We start from the raw sequence: 14,257 nt of genomic DNA, 5'->3' as shown, positions 1-14,257 counted from the left end.
TTCGGCCCTGGTCATTTTCAGGCAACTTCCCGGAGCCTGATCGGAGGGTCAGCCGTCACTCAGCGTGCGCGCATCACGGAAAGCGAGCCAGAACCCACGAGCCGACAGCACCTGTACACGGGTTTGGGCAGCACTCGAAGCTCTGCAGACGTCGAGCAATTCATGGCTTCGGGCAGCACGGGTCCCTGCCAAGAGTCTGGCAGGGACCCGTGGTGTAGGGAGCCGAGGGGGGCTGGGACCCGTCCCTAGATGAGCAGCATCCTGGCCAACACGGCTACCGTCTGCTGGTGGCCTGACGGCCCGGCGTCACTTCAGGTGTCGGGTGAAGAACTGGGCCGCGGCGTCCCCCGCGAACTGCGGGACGCCGGTGTGCCCGCCCATATTGGCGTGCAGCGTCTTCTCCTTGGAGCCGAAGGCGTCGAACAGGTCCAGGGCCGCCTGCCGGTCGTTCCCTTCGTCGTCCCACTGCAGCAGGACGTGCAGAGGGATGGTGACCTGGCGGGCCTCCTCGAACATGGCGCGAGGGACGAAACTCCCGGCGAACAGAACAGCGGCCGAGATGCGCGGCTCGACCACCGCCAGCCGGGTCCCGATGGAGATCACTCCCCCCGAGTACCCGACCGGGCCGCCGATCTCGGGCAGCGACAGGAGGGCGTCCAGGGCGGCCTGCCATTCCGGGACCGCCTTGTCGACCAGGGGGAGGATGAGGGCGTCGATGATCTCGTCGCTGACCGGCTCGCCGGCCTCCATAGCCCGGCGCAGGTCGGCGACGGCCTGCTCGGCTGCGGGCAAACGGGGCCGGTCGCCGCTTCCGGGGAGCTCGATGGTGGCCGTGGCGAAGCCGTCCGCCGCGGAGTGCCGGGCCCGGGCCAGCAGCCGGGGGTACATCTTGCGCAGCCCGAGAGGAGGGGGGCTGAGCAGGATCAGCGGCGCCGGTGCGGATGTGGATGCAGATCCGGGCGTCCACAGGATGCCGGGGATCTCGCCGAGGGTGAATTCGCGCTCAAGGACAGCGTCGTCGAGACGCTGTTCAGAAGTGAATTGCATGGTCATGCCTTTCGGGAGTGCCATGGAACGGCGCTCCCGGACGACCTACCGCCCGACCGTGACCCCGGAGGGGAGCACCCATGTCGATACGTTCACGGGTACCACCTCCTCGCTCTCTTGCACGGCCTCCGGAAACGTAGCAGTGGCTGCCGTGGTTCCGCCAACGGGTTTTTGAGGAGGCTCTGCGGCCGAACACCACGGCGTCGGAGTCACGCCTGTCACTGGTCGGAAAGCGCACGTCCGCCACCGATTTCGAGCACCGAAAAACCGGCAACCAACCGCTGACGGACGATCTACTGCGCAGACAGCCGCCCATGACCAGCGTGAGCACCCTGAGCGCCGATCACACCAGCCCTTTGACCTGCTACTTCAAGTTGGCGGGGGCTCCCTCAGGTGCATTCCGTTCGCTGCTTTGGCTGGCTGTGAACAGTGATGGTGCTGGTCATGCAGACCGATGCACCGTTCTGGGATTCGCTGGTGTTCGACGGGATCGACGATGTGGAGGTCGAGGCGGTTACGGTCGCGGTCGGCACGGTCGAGGTGGTAGCAAGAGGCCGCATGGCGGGGGTGGCGTGTCCGGACTGCGGCCGCTTCGCGGACCGGGTCCACGACCGTTACCAGCGCAGGCTGAAGGACTTTCCGCTCGCTGAGCAGGGCTTTGTGATCCGGCTGATGGTCCGGCGATTCATCTGCGGGTCGGCGGACTGTCCGCGTCGAACGTTTGCCGAGCCGTTCTCCCGGCTGGCCGCGCCGTACGCGCGGTTCACCACGCGGCTGAACCGCTCCCTGGAGCGGGTGGGGCTCGCCTTGGCGGGACGAGCCGGCGCTCGACTGGCGGCCCAGCTCGGCTTCGGTGCGGGACGGATGACCTTGTTACGCAGGGTCATGGCGTTGCCCGATCCGCGATTCAGTACTCCACGCGTGCTGGGCGTGGACGACTTTGCGATCCGTCGCGGCCAGACCTACTCCACCGTCTTGACCAGCGTCGAAGACCATCGCGTGGTCGACGTGCTCCCGACCCGTGAAGCCGGGCCGCTGGCAGCTTGGCTGGACTGCCATCCCGGCGTGGAGATCATCTGCCGTGACCGGGCGGGTGCCTACGCCGAGGGCGCGCGGCGCGGTGCACCCGACGCTTTGCAGGTCGCCGACCGGTTCCATCTGTGGCAGGGCCTCGGCCGCGCCGTGGAGACCTGCGTCGCTGCCCACCGCGACTGTCTGCGCACGCCGGCGCCCAGCGGCACGCTGACGGAGGCCACCCGACCGACTTCAGGGGGATCGCAAGACGACGCGGAGCCCGTCGGCCGGCGGGCCGCGCGAAAGAAGGCCGCACACGCCCTGGTCCACGAGATGCTCGCCCAGGGGCACTCGCGCCGGGCGATCGCCCGGCATCTGGGCTGGGGCCTCAACACCGTCCTCCGGTACGCGAACGCCTCACGCTGGCAGGACACCATCCGCGAGAACCGGACCCGGCCCAGCAGACTCGATCCCTACAAGCCCTACCTCGAACGACGATTCACCGAGGGATGCACCAGCGTCACCCAACTCCACGGCGAACTGGTCGCCGAGCAGGCTCCCGTCACCTACGGCATCGTCCGAGCCCACATCGCCACCTTGCGCAGGGACCCGTCCGCCGCACCGCCACGGCCAGCGACCGTACGGCACGTGACCGGCTGGCTCACCCGCCACCCCGCCACCCTGAGTGAGGAGGACCGCATCGGCCTCAAGGACCTTTTGACCCGTTGTCCGGAACTGGACACGGCTGCCGGACATGTCCGCGACTTCGGCGAGATACTCACCGACCGCCTCGGCGCCACGCTCCCTGCCTGGATCGACGCAGTCGAAGCCAGCCGGCTGCCCGGGCTCACTGGCTTCGCGCTCCACCTGCGGCGAGACCTCGACGCCGTGATCGCCGGCCTCACCCTGGACTGGAGCTCGGGCAGCGTCGAGGGAGCCGTGAACCGCATCAAGAAGATCAAGAGACAGCTCTACGGCCGAGCCGGCTTCCACCTGCTCCGGAAGATGATCCTGCTGCAGTAGCGCCTCGCAGTGGCTATTCGAGGTGCGACTCCCGATACCTTTCCTCAGGCTGTTCCTCCCAGTGAAAGCGGGCAGCCACGTCCGGCTGCGCGACTTGCAGGACAGGGAGAGGCGGCAGCGATGTCATGCTTCGGCATCGGGCATGCCGCTGGTGACGACGATCGCCGCCACGTCGCCGGTCTTCGTGCGGCCCAACCAGACGACGCCGCCCGACTCGGCCCCGAACGTGACCAGATCGGCTTGCTGCGACTCATCGCGTACCCGTTCGCACCCGTCGGCCAGCTGCTCAGAATCGCGCGGGGCAGGGACCCCGTCTATGAACGTGCGAAACGGTGCGGACAAGGCCGTCCACGCGCCTGCATCGGCGAAGCAGCCGACATTAGCATCGGAGAAGAAGCGGGGCTCCTCGCCCGGCTGAAGCCGGGCGATGTCGTCCTCGACACTCAGGCCCATCTCCCATCCGACGACAGGGTCGTCGCTGATGCACAGGCGCGTCGCGGCGCACTCAACACCGTCGACGTGCTCGCCCATGAACTCGGACGGGCCTGCCGTCCACGCGATCTCTACCCGGTAGACGCCCGGGGGAATGCGCACCGCCAGCTCCCGCGCGGGCCTGGTCGGCAGCCCCCGCTGGTACTCCCAGACCTGGTCGTCGTGCCATGGCGCATCGACGACAAGCCGGCCGCTCGGTACGCGGATCGTCGTCAGCTCCTCGATGCCCGTCACGACTACCGGCGTCATCGGATCGTCGTACACCGTTCCGAGGTGAGCACCGGGCGTGAAAGCCGCCTCCAAGTACCAGTTGGCCTCAGGCCCGGCTGCCAGCCGCGCGTCCCTGACCCACTCCATGTCTCACTCCCTCCTCGCCACCCGGCCGGGCGGTCAACCGAAAGCTACGTGGGCCCGCTGACATCGGCACTTCTTGCATCGTCGCAATCCGTGATCGCTCCCCAAGATCTGTGCCAGAACCGAGAGCGGTTCTGGCTCAGGTTCTGTGGAGTGCCACTCCCCGTGGCGTAGACCCCTTGACGGCCGGCCTCTCATGACTGGCCGGGCCCGTCGAGGCGTTCCGTGGGACCGGCGAAGGAGAGGAAGAGAGTCCGCGTGGTGAGCAGCCAGGCGTCGTCCACCTTGCGGAATGTGTCTTCGTAGTGCCCCACCTGAACCGGGGGCCGCGGCGGTACGAGGCCCTTGCTGTAGCCGTCGACACGGTACGTGGTGAAGTAGGTGGTGGCGGCAGCGGTGTCCGCAGAGGTCACGGTGACCAGGATGTTGGTGCATATGCGGCGTGACAGTCGGTCTGCGGGCCGGTTGCCGAAGTAGCTGCGCAGGGCGTCGTGACCCGCAATGCGGCGGTCGCCGGCAGGCCATTCCCAGGTGCCGTCCTGCGTGAAGAGGTCCGCCACCGAGCTCGGGTCCCCGAGGTCGAGCCGGTGGACGAATTCGATGACCAGCCGCTCACATGCCCGCTCTGCGAGCAGGCGCTCCATCGGGTCAAGAGTTTCAGCATTCATGATCAACTCATATCAGGTCGCCTCTGGCTGAGGCAGCCTCACCCGAGCTGAGCCCCGGTTCCGGGCTTTTGCTCTCCGGAGCCGTGCCTGGCCGGGGCCGCCCCACGTGCCGATATGTGACGCAGCGTGGCCAGTCCACAGAACCTGAGCCAGAGCCAGCTCTCACCTGCAAAGCCACCAGACACCGCCGGGCCGGCCCCGGCGCCCCGGGCGCGGGAGGATTCTTTACTTCCCGAGCACTTGGTGGAGGGCGGCGCGTACGACGTCGCCGGTCGTGGTGATGTGGACTGCGTGCCGGGAGCGTTCTTCGAGGGCCTCGGGCGGTGCTGCGCATCGTCCGGCGGCGGGGCCGGGCCCCATCGGTCCGTCCGTTCCTGGAGGGCCTGGAGGTGGGGCTGGTTGGTCCAGTAGACGCCTCGGGTCAGCGGCGCCCACAGGGTCTCAGGCAGGGCCACGACGAGCCGGCCGGTGAGCCCCAGACCGGCGCGGGGTCCGGTCCCGCCGAGGGTCTGCCCAGCCTTCGGGGCATCGACCGGGATGGGCTTCCATTCCCGCAGCAGCCCGCGGTACTCCAACTCGGCCCGCAGCCCCGGGGCCAGGAGGAGCGCGCGGGTGGGGCGGTGCAGCCCGGATTCGCGCCGTTCCTGCCGTCCGGCCCGGATTCGCGCCTGCGCCGCGCGGCGCTGTGCGCCCCGTAGAAGGGCTAGACCTTCCCGCCCGGCCTCGGTGCCCACTTGGCCGTCAGTTGGCCCCGGCCGGCTGCGGCCTCGTCTGGTCGGTGAGGACGTCGTTGCGCGGGCTCAGGGTGAAGGGGTGGGGAGCTGCGCGGCGCGGCTGACTGAAATCCCCCTGGTCACCCTTGAGCCGTGGGCTGCGGTCCAGCCGGGGAGCCAGGCGACCCCACAAGGGTTCATCGCTCTCGGTAAGCTTTCCATTGCATACCGCACACGCCCTGCGGCGGTCCGGCGCGGGGCAACCGTCAACCTGGAGGAGCCGCACATGACGACCTGGCAGGCGTACGTAGACGACATCACGAACTCGGGAGTGGTGGAGCGGGCCGCCATCTATGACCTGGTGGGCACGAGCTGTGCGAGTACCCCCGGCTTCGCTCTGGAGGACGGCGAATTCAGCGCGCTGTACCGACTGTTCGTCAACCCGGAGGATGCCTTCTCCAACGGCATCACCGTCGCCAAGACCAAGTACGTGACCCTGCGGGCCGAGGCCGACAGGCTCTACGGCCGCAATGGTTCGGCCGGCCTCGTAGTCTCCAGGACAGGCAAGATGTTCATCATCGGCACCCATGGCGAGTCGCATTCGACGAATGAGGCCGCTCTCGTGATCGAGGGCATCGCCGACCAGCTCCGCGCCAACAGCTACTAGCATTCTGAGTCTGGAATTCTGTCAGCGTCGAGTCCAGATGAGGATGCCGGCGAGGCGGAGTGCGGCCTGGTAGGCGATGGCGAGTTTTTTACCGTGTGGCCAGGCCGCGCCACTGGTCGGGATGCACCGCTCGACGGCGTTCCGCTGCTTGTAGGCCTCGCGGTCGAAACCTGGCGGGCGGCGCCCGGGAGGGTGTTCGTTCTTGGACCGCCTCCCGGCTGCCCCAGCCCTCCGCCCAGTCGATGCCGAGTTCGGCGAGTGCGGCGAGTTGCGTGGGGTCGAGCCGGTCGCGGCGCTGTTTCTGGTTGACGATCCACACTCCGGTGCGGTGGGCGATCCCGTCGGGGAGGTGCTCGACGTGAGCCCGCCCGGGCAGGCCGCCGCCTTCCCGCTCGACGTACTGCGTAAGGGCCTGGACGCCCTTGTGTGCGATCTCTCGGTCTAGGGACAGTGGTGTGAGAGACAGTGGGCTCTTGGGATGTTGGTGCTGGTGGGAGGCTATTTCGGGGTCGGCTGTCACTGTCTCTGATGTGGGAGATCGGTGGGGGATCGCTGTCCTGGGTCTTCATCGCTCCAGGGGTGACGCTGTCTCAGTTTCGTGAGTTCTGATCCATCGGCTGGCCGGGAGCCGGTTGTGTGGGGCGGGTGGACGAGGAAGTACAGCAGGCGGTGGGTTCGGGCGGGGCGTTGCCTGGGGTGTCGGTTCGGGCGTTGCGGGGGCCGGCGGTGCGTCGGCTGTTGGCTTTGCGCCAGGAGGGGAAGCTGACCACCGGGCATGTGCGGACGGTGGGTGAGACGTTCGGTGTGCGGGAGCGGGCGGTGTGGCGGTGGTTGGCCGCCGCGGAGGATGGGGCTGCGGTGCCGGGGGAGAGTGGCCGGTACTACGGCAGGTTCATGGTCACTCCGGAGGTCCGGGCTCTGCTCGGTCTGTGGAAGGGGAACGTCGCCGCTGTCCATCGTGAGCTGACGGCTCGCGCGGACCGGGGCGAGGGGGATCCGCCGCCGTCGGTTCAGACGCTGCATCGTGCGGTCCGGCGGGATCTGTCCGCGGGGGAGCGGGCGGGGCTTGCTGGTGGGGAGCGTGAGGCCCGGAAGCATGATGTGTTCTTGGCCCGGCCTCGGGGCTGGCGGAATCAGGTGTGGGAGGCCGATCACGTTCAGGCGCCGGTCCTGGTCGAGGTCGAGGGCATGGTCCGTCGTCCGTGGGTGACGTGGTTCGTGGACTGCGCGACGAACACGGTGATGGGGGTGGCGGTGACGCCCGGGTGTCCGTCGCGGGAGTCGGTGCTGGGCGGCGGTGCTGCGCGTGGACCCGTTCGGGCCGCAGGGCGGGCTGCCGGAGAAGGTCCGGGTGGACCGGGGCAGGGACTTCTTGTCGAAGATGGTCGCGGCGGCGTTCGGTGCGCTGGTGGTCGAGGTGGTGGACCTGCCCGCTTACACCCCGCACCTGAAGGGCACGGTGGAGGGTTTGAACCGGTCGGTGGAGTCGATGTTCTGCGCGGCTCTGCCCGGCTACGTACGTCAGCCGCGCCCGCGCCGGCGCCCTGGGCGGCCGAAGGATGAGGGCCTGCTCGACTTCGAGGACTTCACCGCTCGCCTGCTGGGCTGGGTGGAGTGGTGAACACCTGCCACCAGCCGCAGCCGCTGCAGGGAAAGTCGCCTCTGCAAGCCTGGGAGGCGGATCCGACTCCGGTGCGGGAGGTCAGCCCGGAGGAGTTGTGGACGTTCACGCTGGACGACGGCCGTGTGCGGGTGGTCTCCACCCGCGGTGTGCGGTTCCGCAGGCGGGACTATGTGGGGCCGTGGATGACGGGCGTGGCGGGTACGGGGGTGCGGGTGCGGTTCATGCCGCACCACGATCACAGGATCGAGGTCTTCGACGCCACGACCGGCCGCTACCTGGGACCTGCGACCGTCGCGGACGAGGCGAGCCCGGAGCAGATCACTGCGGTCCGCACCGCGCGGGCCGCGCGCAGCCGGCGTCTGCGCAAGGACCTCGCGGCGGCCCAGCGCGAGCGCTACGCCGCCGCGACCCGGCCGGGGAAGCCGGAGCGGCTGGACGCCGTGTCCGCGGTCGAAGCTGCCGCCGAGTTGGCGACGGCTGATCAGACGGATCTGTCGAGGCTGGCGCTGCCGGACCTGATCCCGCCGGCCGCGCCTCCGTCTGGCTGGCGTACCCCGGCCTCCCTCGCGGCCCGTACCCGGCCGCAGACGTCACCCGGGCGCCAGATGACGACGAGCCCGGCGGCGGACCGGAGGCCGGTGCCACCGGTGCCGGGGACGGCGCTGCGGGCGGTGGTGTGCGGTGACCGCGCCCACCTACCAGTACGTCGACCTGCCCGACGCCTCCATCGTGACCACGAAGGTCCTGCTCACTGCGCGGGAGAACATCGCCGACACGGTCGCCGCGCGGGCAATGATGTGCATCCACGGCAACGCCGGCTTCGGCAAGACCCTGGTGGTCAACACCTGCCTGCACGAGCTGGAAGACACCCGGGGCGAGGAAGTCTGCCGGGTCACCTTCCGGGCCCGCCCCACCGCCCGCGCGGTCCGCTACGAGCTGTTCGAGACGCTCCGCCTGCCCGGTGAGCCGCCCCGCCACCCCAGCGAGTTCGACCGCCTGCTGAAGACCGCCCTGGCCGAGCGGCCCCGCACCTTCCTCGTCAACGAGGCCCAGTGGCTCAACGGCGAGGCATTCGAGTACTTCCGCTACCTGTGGGACGAGCCCGCCACCCAGATCGCGATCGTCTTCGTCGGCGGCGCCGGCGCCCACACCGTGCTGCGCCGCGAGCCGATGCTCTCCTCCCGGATCTTCATCTGGCAGCAGTTCACCCGCCTCACTCCCGAAGAGGTCCTCGACGTCGTCCCGCTCTTCCACCCCGTCTGGGAAGACGCCGACCCCGCCGACATCACCTTCGCCGACGAACAGGCCGCTCACGGCAACTTCCGCGCCTGGGCCCAGCTCACCGCCCACATGCGCACCGCCCTGGAACGCACCAACCACCCGCGCCCGGACCGCGACCTGCTGCGCTGGGCCTTCAGCCGCCTCGCATGACCACACCCGCCACGCCCCGCTTGGCCGTCGTCCTCGACACCGGGGACGACGCCGCGTTCACCCACACCGCGCTGGCCGTCCACGCCCCGTATGCCGGCCGCATCACCCTGCATCCCGCGCCGGGAACGACCAGCGACACCGCTCTGGCCGGGGACCTGCTCTTCGCCCTGGGCAAGCCCGCCAACCTCCCGGGCCGTTTCCCGCACGGCCGCCCGCCTTTGTGGGAGGCGGCCTCGGCGTGGACGGCGGCCCTGGCCGTGACCCGCCTGACGGTCCTGCGTGCCCACCTGCTCGATGACCGCCGCCTCCAACGCCTTTTGACCCTGTGGCGGCAGACCGGCATCCATCTCACCCTCGTTGTCCACCGCCCCCGCCTGACCGCCGCCCTTACCCGCGCTCTCGCCGCCGTCCCTCACACCCGCACCGCCACCCTGGCCGCAGCCCGCGTCCTCTACTTCGACGGGAGCCCTTCTGCGGCCGGCGCGTCTGCACAGGCCGCCGCATCCGCTGCCTGCGGGCCGGGCCGGTGGCTCACCCTGCCATCCCTGGACCGGCTCGTCTCCTACGACAGCCCGGGCCCGTGCACGGGCCCTTGCCTGCCCGGCCCGATCGACTGGAGACAACGGCCCGCCCCCGAACCTGTCACCACCGCCCAGGCCGCCCACGCGGTGGCCCGGATCCACGCCGCGACCACCCACCCGCGACTGGCCGCGGCACTGGCCTCCACCCTCTTCACCGGCGCCTCCTTCCAACAGCTGGCCACCGCCCGCAGCGATGACTTCCACGACGCCCCCGCCCTCCTGGCCCTCCACGACCGGACCCGCTTCACCGACGGCTGCGCCACCCACCCCGTCCCCGCCTGGGCCGCCGTTTTCCTTCACGCGGCCACCCGCTTCGCCCGACTCACCGGCACCGCGTATCTGCTGGCCGAGCCGTCAGAGCGCCCGGCCCTGCTGCGCCTGGCCGAAACCGCCAGGCTCCGCCCACCCCAGCCGCCCGGCACCCACCGTGCCGGCAGGCCAGGCACGGTGGTGTGGGACTGGCGGGAGGTACGGGAAGCACGTGGGTAGCGGCCGGCGCCGGACGCCCGCTGACCACGGCCACGGAGCGCGCCCTCGGCCCTACTGGAGGGCGAACTCGATGAAGTCGATGTCCCGGAGGGTGACGTGGAGACCGTGGCCGCGCATGCCGGCGTCGCGGAAGTACATGTGCCCTAGAGCCCGGCCGATGACCAGCTCGTGCTGCTCCTCACTCGCGCCCGCGTCCGGGGCGGCGAAGATCTGCCGCGTCACCGTGGGGTCCAGGCGCCCCGTGACGCGCCGCATACGCGGGTCGTCCGAGCTGCTGGGACCGGCCTTGAACCCGAAACGGGCGCGGGTGTGTACGACCACACCGCCTTCCTCGGCCGCGGCACGCCTGCGGGCACGGATCAGCGGCTGCCAACGGGCCCGCATGAGTTCCGCGATCTTCTGCTCGTGGCGGGGACTCGGGCGCCCCTGGCTGCCTGGTATACGGGTCACCCATCGCTGGACGGTCCGCTGGGACACGCCCAGGACGACGGCGACCCGCCGGGTGGAGCCCCGCTCCCACCGCAGCAGAGCCTTCAGCTGATCCGCCGTCGTCACAGGCACCGGCCGGGTGTACAGGAGCCGCTCCAGCCCCTCACCAATGGCACGGACGATCCCACCAGCCCTCCTACGACACCGCCTCTCACTCCACTCTTGCCACCACCTCGCGACGGCGGGCGGTATCCGGCATACGGCTGGCGCTGGCATCCCCACTGCGGTAGAGGTCCCCCCACGCCCGCTGGTGGAGCCTTCAGGGGTGTTGCGCTCGCTGACACGAAGGTGGTGCTTTGCCTTGCTGCACTGACACAGGGTGGCGTTTGGCCTTGTCGGGCGCTTTTACGAAACCGGTGCTTCGCACACGGCGTGGTTGCGTTCGCGGGAGATCAGCGAAGTGGGGAAGGAGGCCGTGAGGCGGTCGCCTTCGCCGAAGGCGAGCCATCCGACCTGGCTGAGGTCGGGCCAGGTGCCGAGGATTTCGCGGAGGCCGGTGAACGCGGCGATGTTCTCCACGAAGAGCAGCCAGGGTGCGGGCCCGAGTCCGAACATCGCCAGCGCGGCGGGTGCGGGGCGGCCTCATGAGCGAGACATTGTGTTGACTATCTGCAATCTCTCTGGCCGTGCTTCTTGCACATGGCCCGTGTTGTACGGGGCGTAAGGGTCAGGTGTGCAATTGAGCCACACTCGAACACCTGCCGCGGAATGAGGTGTTCTGCGGATATGGTTCAAGGCGCCTTGGGGGGAGGCACTTGTACGAATGCTTCCTCCCTCCGTCATTCCCTCACACAGGGTCAACGAGAAGGGAAGGAGATCCGATGAGTGCTTGGCGAAAGAAGACAGCCGGTCTGATGGCCGGTGTTGCGCTCCTGGGGATCGGCGGCATCACGCCGGCGAACGCGGGCGTCACCGAGGGCCAGTTCGAGTCCTACATCTCATGGTGGACGGCCCCGACCGAGTCGCGGCGCTGGTATGACAGCAACAGCAGCTCGGACTACACCGGCATCTACTTCCAGGGATGCCAGTCGGACGACTTCAGGGGCTACGACTACGCGTCGCTGCGCCTGTGGAAGGACGTTCCCGGCGCCCCGGACCGCAGCAAGGGCACCAGGAACAACTACTGCGGGTGGGTCGACTACGGCGATCCCGACGATGCGGGTAACTACTACTTCCAACTGGCGGACGTCGGCCAAGGCGACTTCATCAAGATCGATTACGTCAAGGTCGGCTGGTAGCCGCAGATCGAATCCGGAGCCGGGCCTGCCGGCTCCCAGGTGGCGCTCAGACAAGGCGGCGCCCGAGACATGAGAGGGATCGAGTGAAGATCGGTTTAAGGTCGTGGGCTGGTGCGATGGCCGGGGCCGCGTTACTGGGTGCGGTGTCCGTGGTTCCGGCACACGCCGGGGCGACGGAAGGTCAATTCGAGTCGTCCATCGGCTCGTGGCGGGCAGGTAACGAGTCGCGGCGCTGGTATGACAGCAACAGTAGCTCGGACTACACGGGCATCTACTTCGAAGGCTGCACAGCGGACGGCGGTGGCGGGTTCAACTACGCCGATCTGCGTCTGTGGAAGGACGTCCCCAGCGCCCCGGACCGGAGCAAGGGAACCCGGAGAAACTACTGCGGGTGGGTCGACTACGGCGATCCCGACGATGCGGGCAACTACTACTTCGGGCTGACGGACGTGTCCAGCGGCTCGTACATCTCCGTCCGCTACGTGAAGGTCGGCTGGTAGTGCCGGCGTTGAACACGTAGTACGAGGGTCCCGGTGGATTCAGCACCGGGACCTTCTGGTGTCCACTCTCCCATGAGCAAGGCCTTCCTGCTGGTAGCGGGAAGGCGGATTGTGCGTTCCTCCATGTCTCTGATTTTTGATCATGTTTCCTTCCGCTACGGCCGGAATGCGCCCGTTTTCAGTGAATTCAGTCTCCGGATTGACGCACGGGCAACGGTTCTCCTTGGCCCGAACGGAGCTGGCAAGTCGACGCTGATGGCCATAGCCGCGTCCCACCTGTCGCCCTCGTCCGGGTCGGTCACCTTCGAGGGAAGCGCCGCAAAGGGCCGGTATCTGGCCGCCTACCGTGAACGCGTGGCGTGGATCCCCCAGCAGATCACCCCCATGCCCGGGCTGACCGTACGAGAACAGGTCGCCTATGCGGGATGGCTCAAAGGCATGCCGAAGGACTTGGCTTGGAAAGCGTCCGAGGACGCGCTGCGCCGGGTCGACCTCACCCGCCTTGCGGGGCGCAAGAGCCACCAGGTGTCCGGCGGTCAGCTCCGCCGCATGGGAATCGCGGGGGCCCTGACCCACCGCAGCAAGCTGATCCTGATGGACGAGCCGACCGCCGGCCTCGACCCCACGCAACGCTTGGTGTTCCGTGAGCTCGTCGAGGACCTGGCCGAAAGTGTGCAGGTGGTCGTCTCCACGCATCAGACCGAAGACCTCGGCGACCTGTATACACAGGTGGCGGTCCTCGCCCACGGAAAGATCTGCTTCCAGGGCGGTCCCGCCGACTTCCACGCCCTGGCGCCGACCGCCACCCGCGGACGCGACCAGGCCGAAGCCGCCTACATGATGCTCGTCGGACGGGAGATCTGACCGATGCGCATCACCACTCTCCTGCGGTCCTCCTCCGCCGGACTCATGCTCGTTTTCCTGGCGGGCTACATCCTGCTGCTCCTGTCGGCCCCGATCACCGCGGGCACTGTCCCTGGGTACGGGCCGTCGGTGTTCGGCAACGCCTCATACGCCATCCCGTTCGCCACAGCCGCGTGCGCGGCGAGCGGAGCGTGGGAAGGCGCACGCCTACGGCGGGGCAACGTCTTCGGGCAAGCCCCTTCCCGCAGCCGACTCGCCATCGTGCTGCTGTTGTTAGCCCCTGTGTGGGTGATGGGCGTTGCCGGAATGCTCATCGCGGTAGGTGTCGCGGTCTCGGCCGCAGCAACCCTTCCGCCTCTCTCCCACCTGGGCATGTTCGCGGTGTACGCGCTGCTGATGGCCGCGGCCACACTGGCCGGACACCTCTTGGGTGGCCGCCTTCCGCACCTTGCGGGCGCACCGTTGGCGATGGTTGTCGGGTTCTGCCTGACCGCGTTCCCCGGGTCCTGGGACACCCCATGGCCCCGCCACCTGGTCGCGGGCGCCTATGACAGCTGCTGCTCGGTCGGATCGGTGATCGACCCTATGGCTGTGTGGGCGCCGCTCCTGTTCAGCGGCGGGATCATCACCGCATGCCTCCTCGCGATCGCGCAGACCGATAGGTGGAAGCCTCTGGCCGCCCTCGTCGCCGGGTCTGCGGCCTCGGTGCTCATGGTCGTGAGCATGGGCTACAACCCGGTCGCAGACCGGAACCCCGATGCGCTGGTCTGCGATACCGCCGGCGTTCCGGAAGTGTGCCTGTGGCCCGAGACCCCGGGGCGCACGCGGATAGTGGCGACCACTCGCGCCTACAGCAGCCGGCTGAAAGGCGCCGGGCTTCCCGTGGTCTCCTCCCTCACCCAAAGCCGTGATCTCAAGCCCGGACAGGCCGGTTTCGGGGGCAAGGGCCAGGTTCGCGAGCAGGACATCACCGCCAACCTCGCCAACACCCTGCTGCCCGCCATACCCGATTGCGCCCGAACCAGCCACACTTACCCTGCGTTCCCCGCCAGGGGACCGCTCA

General features: G+C 68.9%; 14 protein-coding genes and 2 pseudogenes. 10 read left to right on the top strand and 6 right to left on the bottom strand.

The window, feature by feature from the left end; all coding sequences use genetic code 11:
• Positions 1–306: 306 nt before the first annotated feature.
• Entirely contained in the window at positions 307–1,047 is a 741-nt protein-coding gene (locus ACZ7IF_RS38620; RefSeq protein WP_388568818.1) for a dienelactone hydrolase family protein, read from the bottom strand.
• Between the two features lie 444 nt (positions 1,048–1,491).
• On the opposite strand from ACZ7IF_RS38620, the gene ACZ7IF_RS38615 reads away from it, so the two are divergent.
• Complete coding sequence (locus ACZ7IF_RS38615) at positions 1,492–3,084, top strand: ISL3 family transposase (protein ID WP_470981628.1); 1,593 nt, start codon at positions 1,492–1,494, stop codon at positions 3,082–3,084.
• A gap of 123 nt (positions 3,085–3,207) precedes the next feature.
• Here ACZ7IF_RS38615 and ACZ7IF_RS38610 read toward each other — a convergent pair whose 3' ends face one another.
• Both ACZ7IF_RS38610 and ACZ7IF_RS38605 read right to left on the bottom strand, forming a co-directional pair.
• Positions 3,208–3,933, bottom strand: coding sequence for a DUF4241 domain-containing protein (locus ACZ7IF_RS38610; protein ID WP_470981626.1), 726 nt, complete (start codon positions 3,931–3,933; stop codon positions 3,208–3,210).
• Between the two features lie 191 nt (positions 3,934–4,124).
• Positions 4,125–4,598, bottom strand: coding sequence for a nuclear transport factor 2 family protein (locus ACZ7IF_RS38605; protein WP_470981624.1), 474 nt, complete (start codon positions 4,596–4,598; stop codon positions 4,125–4,127).
• 999 nt (positions 4,599–5,597) lie between these two features.
• Between ACZ7IF_RS38605 and ACZ7IF_RS38600 the strand changes: the two genes are divergently transcribed.
• Positions 5,598–5,978: a profilin gene (locus tag ACZ7IF_RS38600; protein WP_470981623.1), complete on the top strand. Its 381-nt coding sequence runs from the start codon at positions 5,598–5,600 to the stop codon at positions 5,976–5,978.
• Between the two features lie 21 nt (positions 5,979–5,999).
• Here the strand turns inward: ACZ7IF_RS38600 and ACZ7IF_RS38595 are convergent.
• A pseudogene (locus tag ACZ7IF_RS38595) lies at positions 6,000–6,164 on the bottom strand (IS5/IS1182 family transposase); the annotation flags it as partial.
• 16 nt (positions 6,165–6,180) lie between these two features.
• Here ACZ7IF_RS38595 and ACZ7IF_RS38590 point away from each other — a divergent pair.
• The 4 genes and pseudogenes from ACZ7IF_RS38590 to ACZ7IF_RS38575 all read left to right on the top strand — a co-directional run bounded on the left by ACZ7IF_RS38590 (position 6,181) and on the right by ACZ7IF_RS38575 (position 10,103).
• Positions 6,181–6,423 carry a hypothetical protein gene (locus ACZ7IF_RS38590; RefSeq protein WP_470981621.1) on the top strand — a complete coding sequence of 81 codons (243 nt, stop codon included), beginning with the start codon at positions 6,181–6,183 and terminating at the stop codon, positions 6,421–6,423.
• Between the two features lie 281 nt (positions 6,424–6,704).
• Positions 6,705–8,192: pseudogene (locus ACZ7IF_RS38585) on the top strand (Mu transposase C-terminal domain-containing protein); the annotation flags it as partial.
• Positions 8,193–8,283: 91 nt separating this feature from the next.
• Positions 8,284–9,033 (top strand): AAA family ATPase, encoded by a 750-nt coding sequence (locus tag ACZ7IF_RS38580; protein WP_470981619.1) that lies wholly within the window; start codon positions 8,284–8,286, stop codon positions 9,031–9,033.
• The gene (locus ACZ7IF_RS38575) at positions 9,030–10,103 is read left to right on the top strand and encodes a hypothetical protein (protein ID WP_470981617.1); all 1,074 of its coding nucleotides are present in this window, start codon (positions 9,030–9,032) and stop codon (positions 10,101–10,103) included. The genes ACZ7IF_RS38580 and ACZ7IF_RS38575 overlap by 4 nt, the downstream gene beginning before the upstream one ends.
• Before the next feature lie 51 nt (positions 10,104–10,154).
• On the opposite strand, the gene tpg is transcribed toward ACZ7IF_RS38575, so the two are convergent.
• Complete coding sequence (tpg, locus tag ACZ7IF_RS38570) at positions 10,155–10,808, bottom strand: telomere-protecting terminal protein Tpg (RefSeq protein ID WP_470981615.1); 654 nt, start codon at positions 10,806–10,808, stop codon at positions 10,155–10,157.
• A 129-nt stretch (positions 10,809–10,937) separates the two neighbouring features.
• The gene (locus ACZ7IF_RS38565; RefSeq protein WP_470981613.1) at positions 10,938–11,147 is read right to left on the bottom strand and encodes a hypothetical protein; all 210 of its coding nucleotides are present in this window, start codon (positions 11,145–11,147) and stop codon (positions 10,938–10,940) included.
• Between the two features lie 266 nt (positions 11,148–11,413).
• Between ACZ7IF_RS38565 and ACZ7IF_RS38560 the strand changes: the two genes are divergently transcribed.
• The 4 genes from ACZ7IF_RS38560 to ACZ7IF_RS38545 form a co-directional block, all read left to right on the top strand.
• A complete protein-coding gene (locus ACZ7IF_RS38560) occupies positions 11,414–11,830 on the top strand; it encodes a hypothetical protein (protein ID WP_470981611.1) in 417 nt (138 codons plus the stop codon).
• A gap of 116 nt (positions 11,831–11,946) precedes the next feature.
• A complete protein-coding gene (locus ACZ7IF_RS38555) occupies positions 11,947–12,330 on the top strand; it encodes a hypothetical protein (protein ID WP_470981609.1) in 384 nt (127 codons plus the stop codon).
• 72 nt (positions 12,331–12,402) lie between these two features.
• Complete coding sequence (locus ACZ7IF_RS38550) at positions 12,403–13,194, top strand: ATP-binding cassette domain-containing protein (protein WP_470981607.1); 792 nt, start codon at positions 12,403–12,405, stop codon at positions 13,192–13,194.
• A 3-nt stretch (positions 13,195–13,197) separates the two neighbouring features.
• On the top strand, positions 13,198–14,257 hold a 1,060-nt coding region (locus ACZ7IF_RS38545), incomplete at its 3' end, for a DUF7224 domain-containing protein (protein WP_470981605.1).

Source organism: Streptomyces sp. NPDC037421 (assembly GCF_055602105.1).
This window is presented reverse-complemented; position numbering and strand designations above follow the sequence as displayed.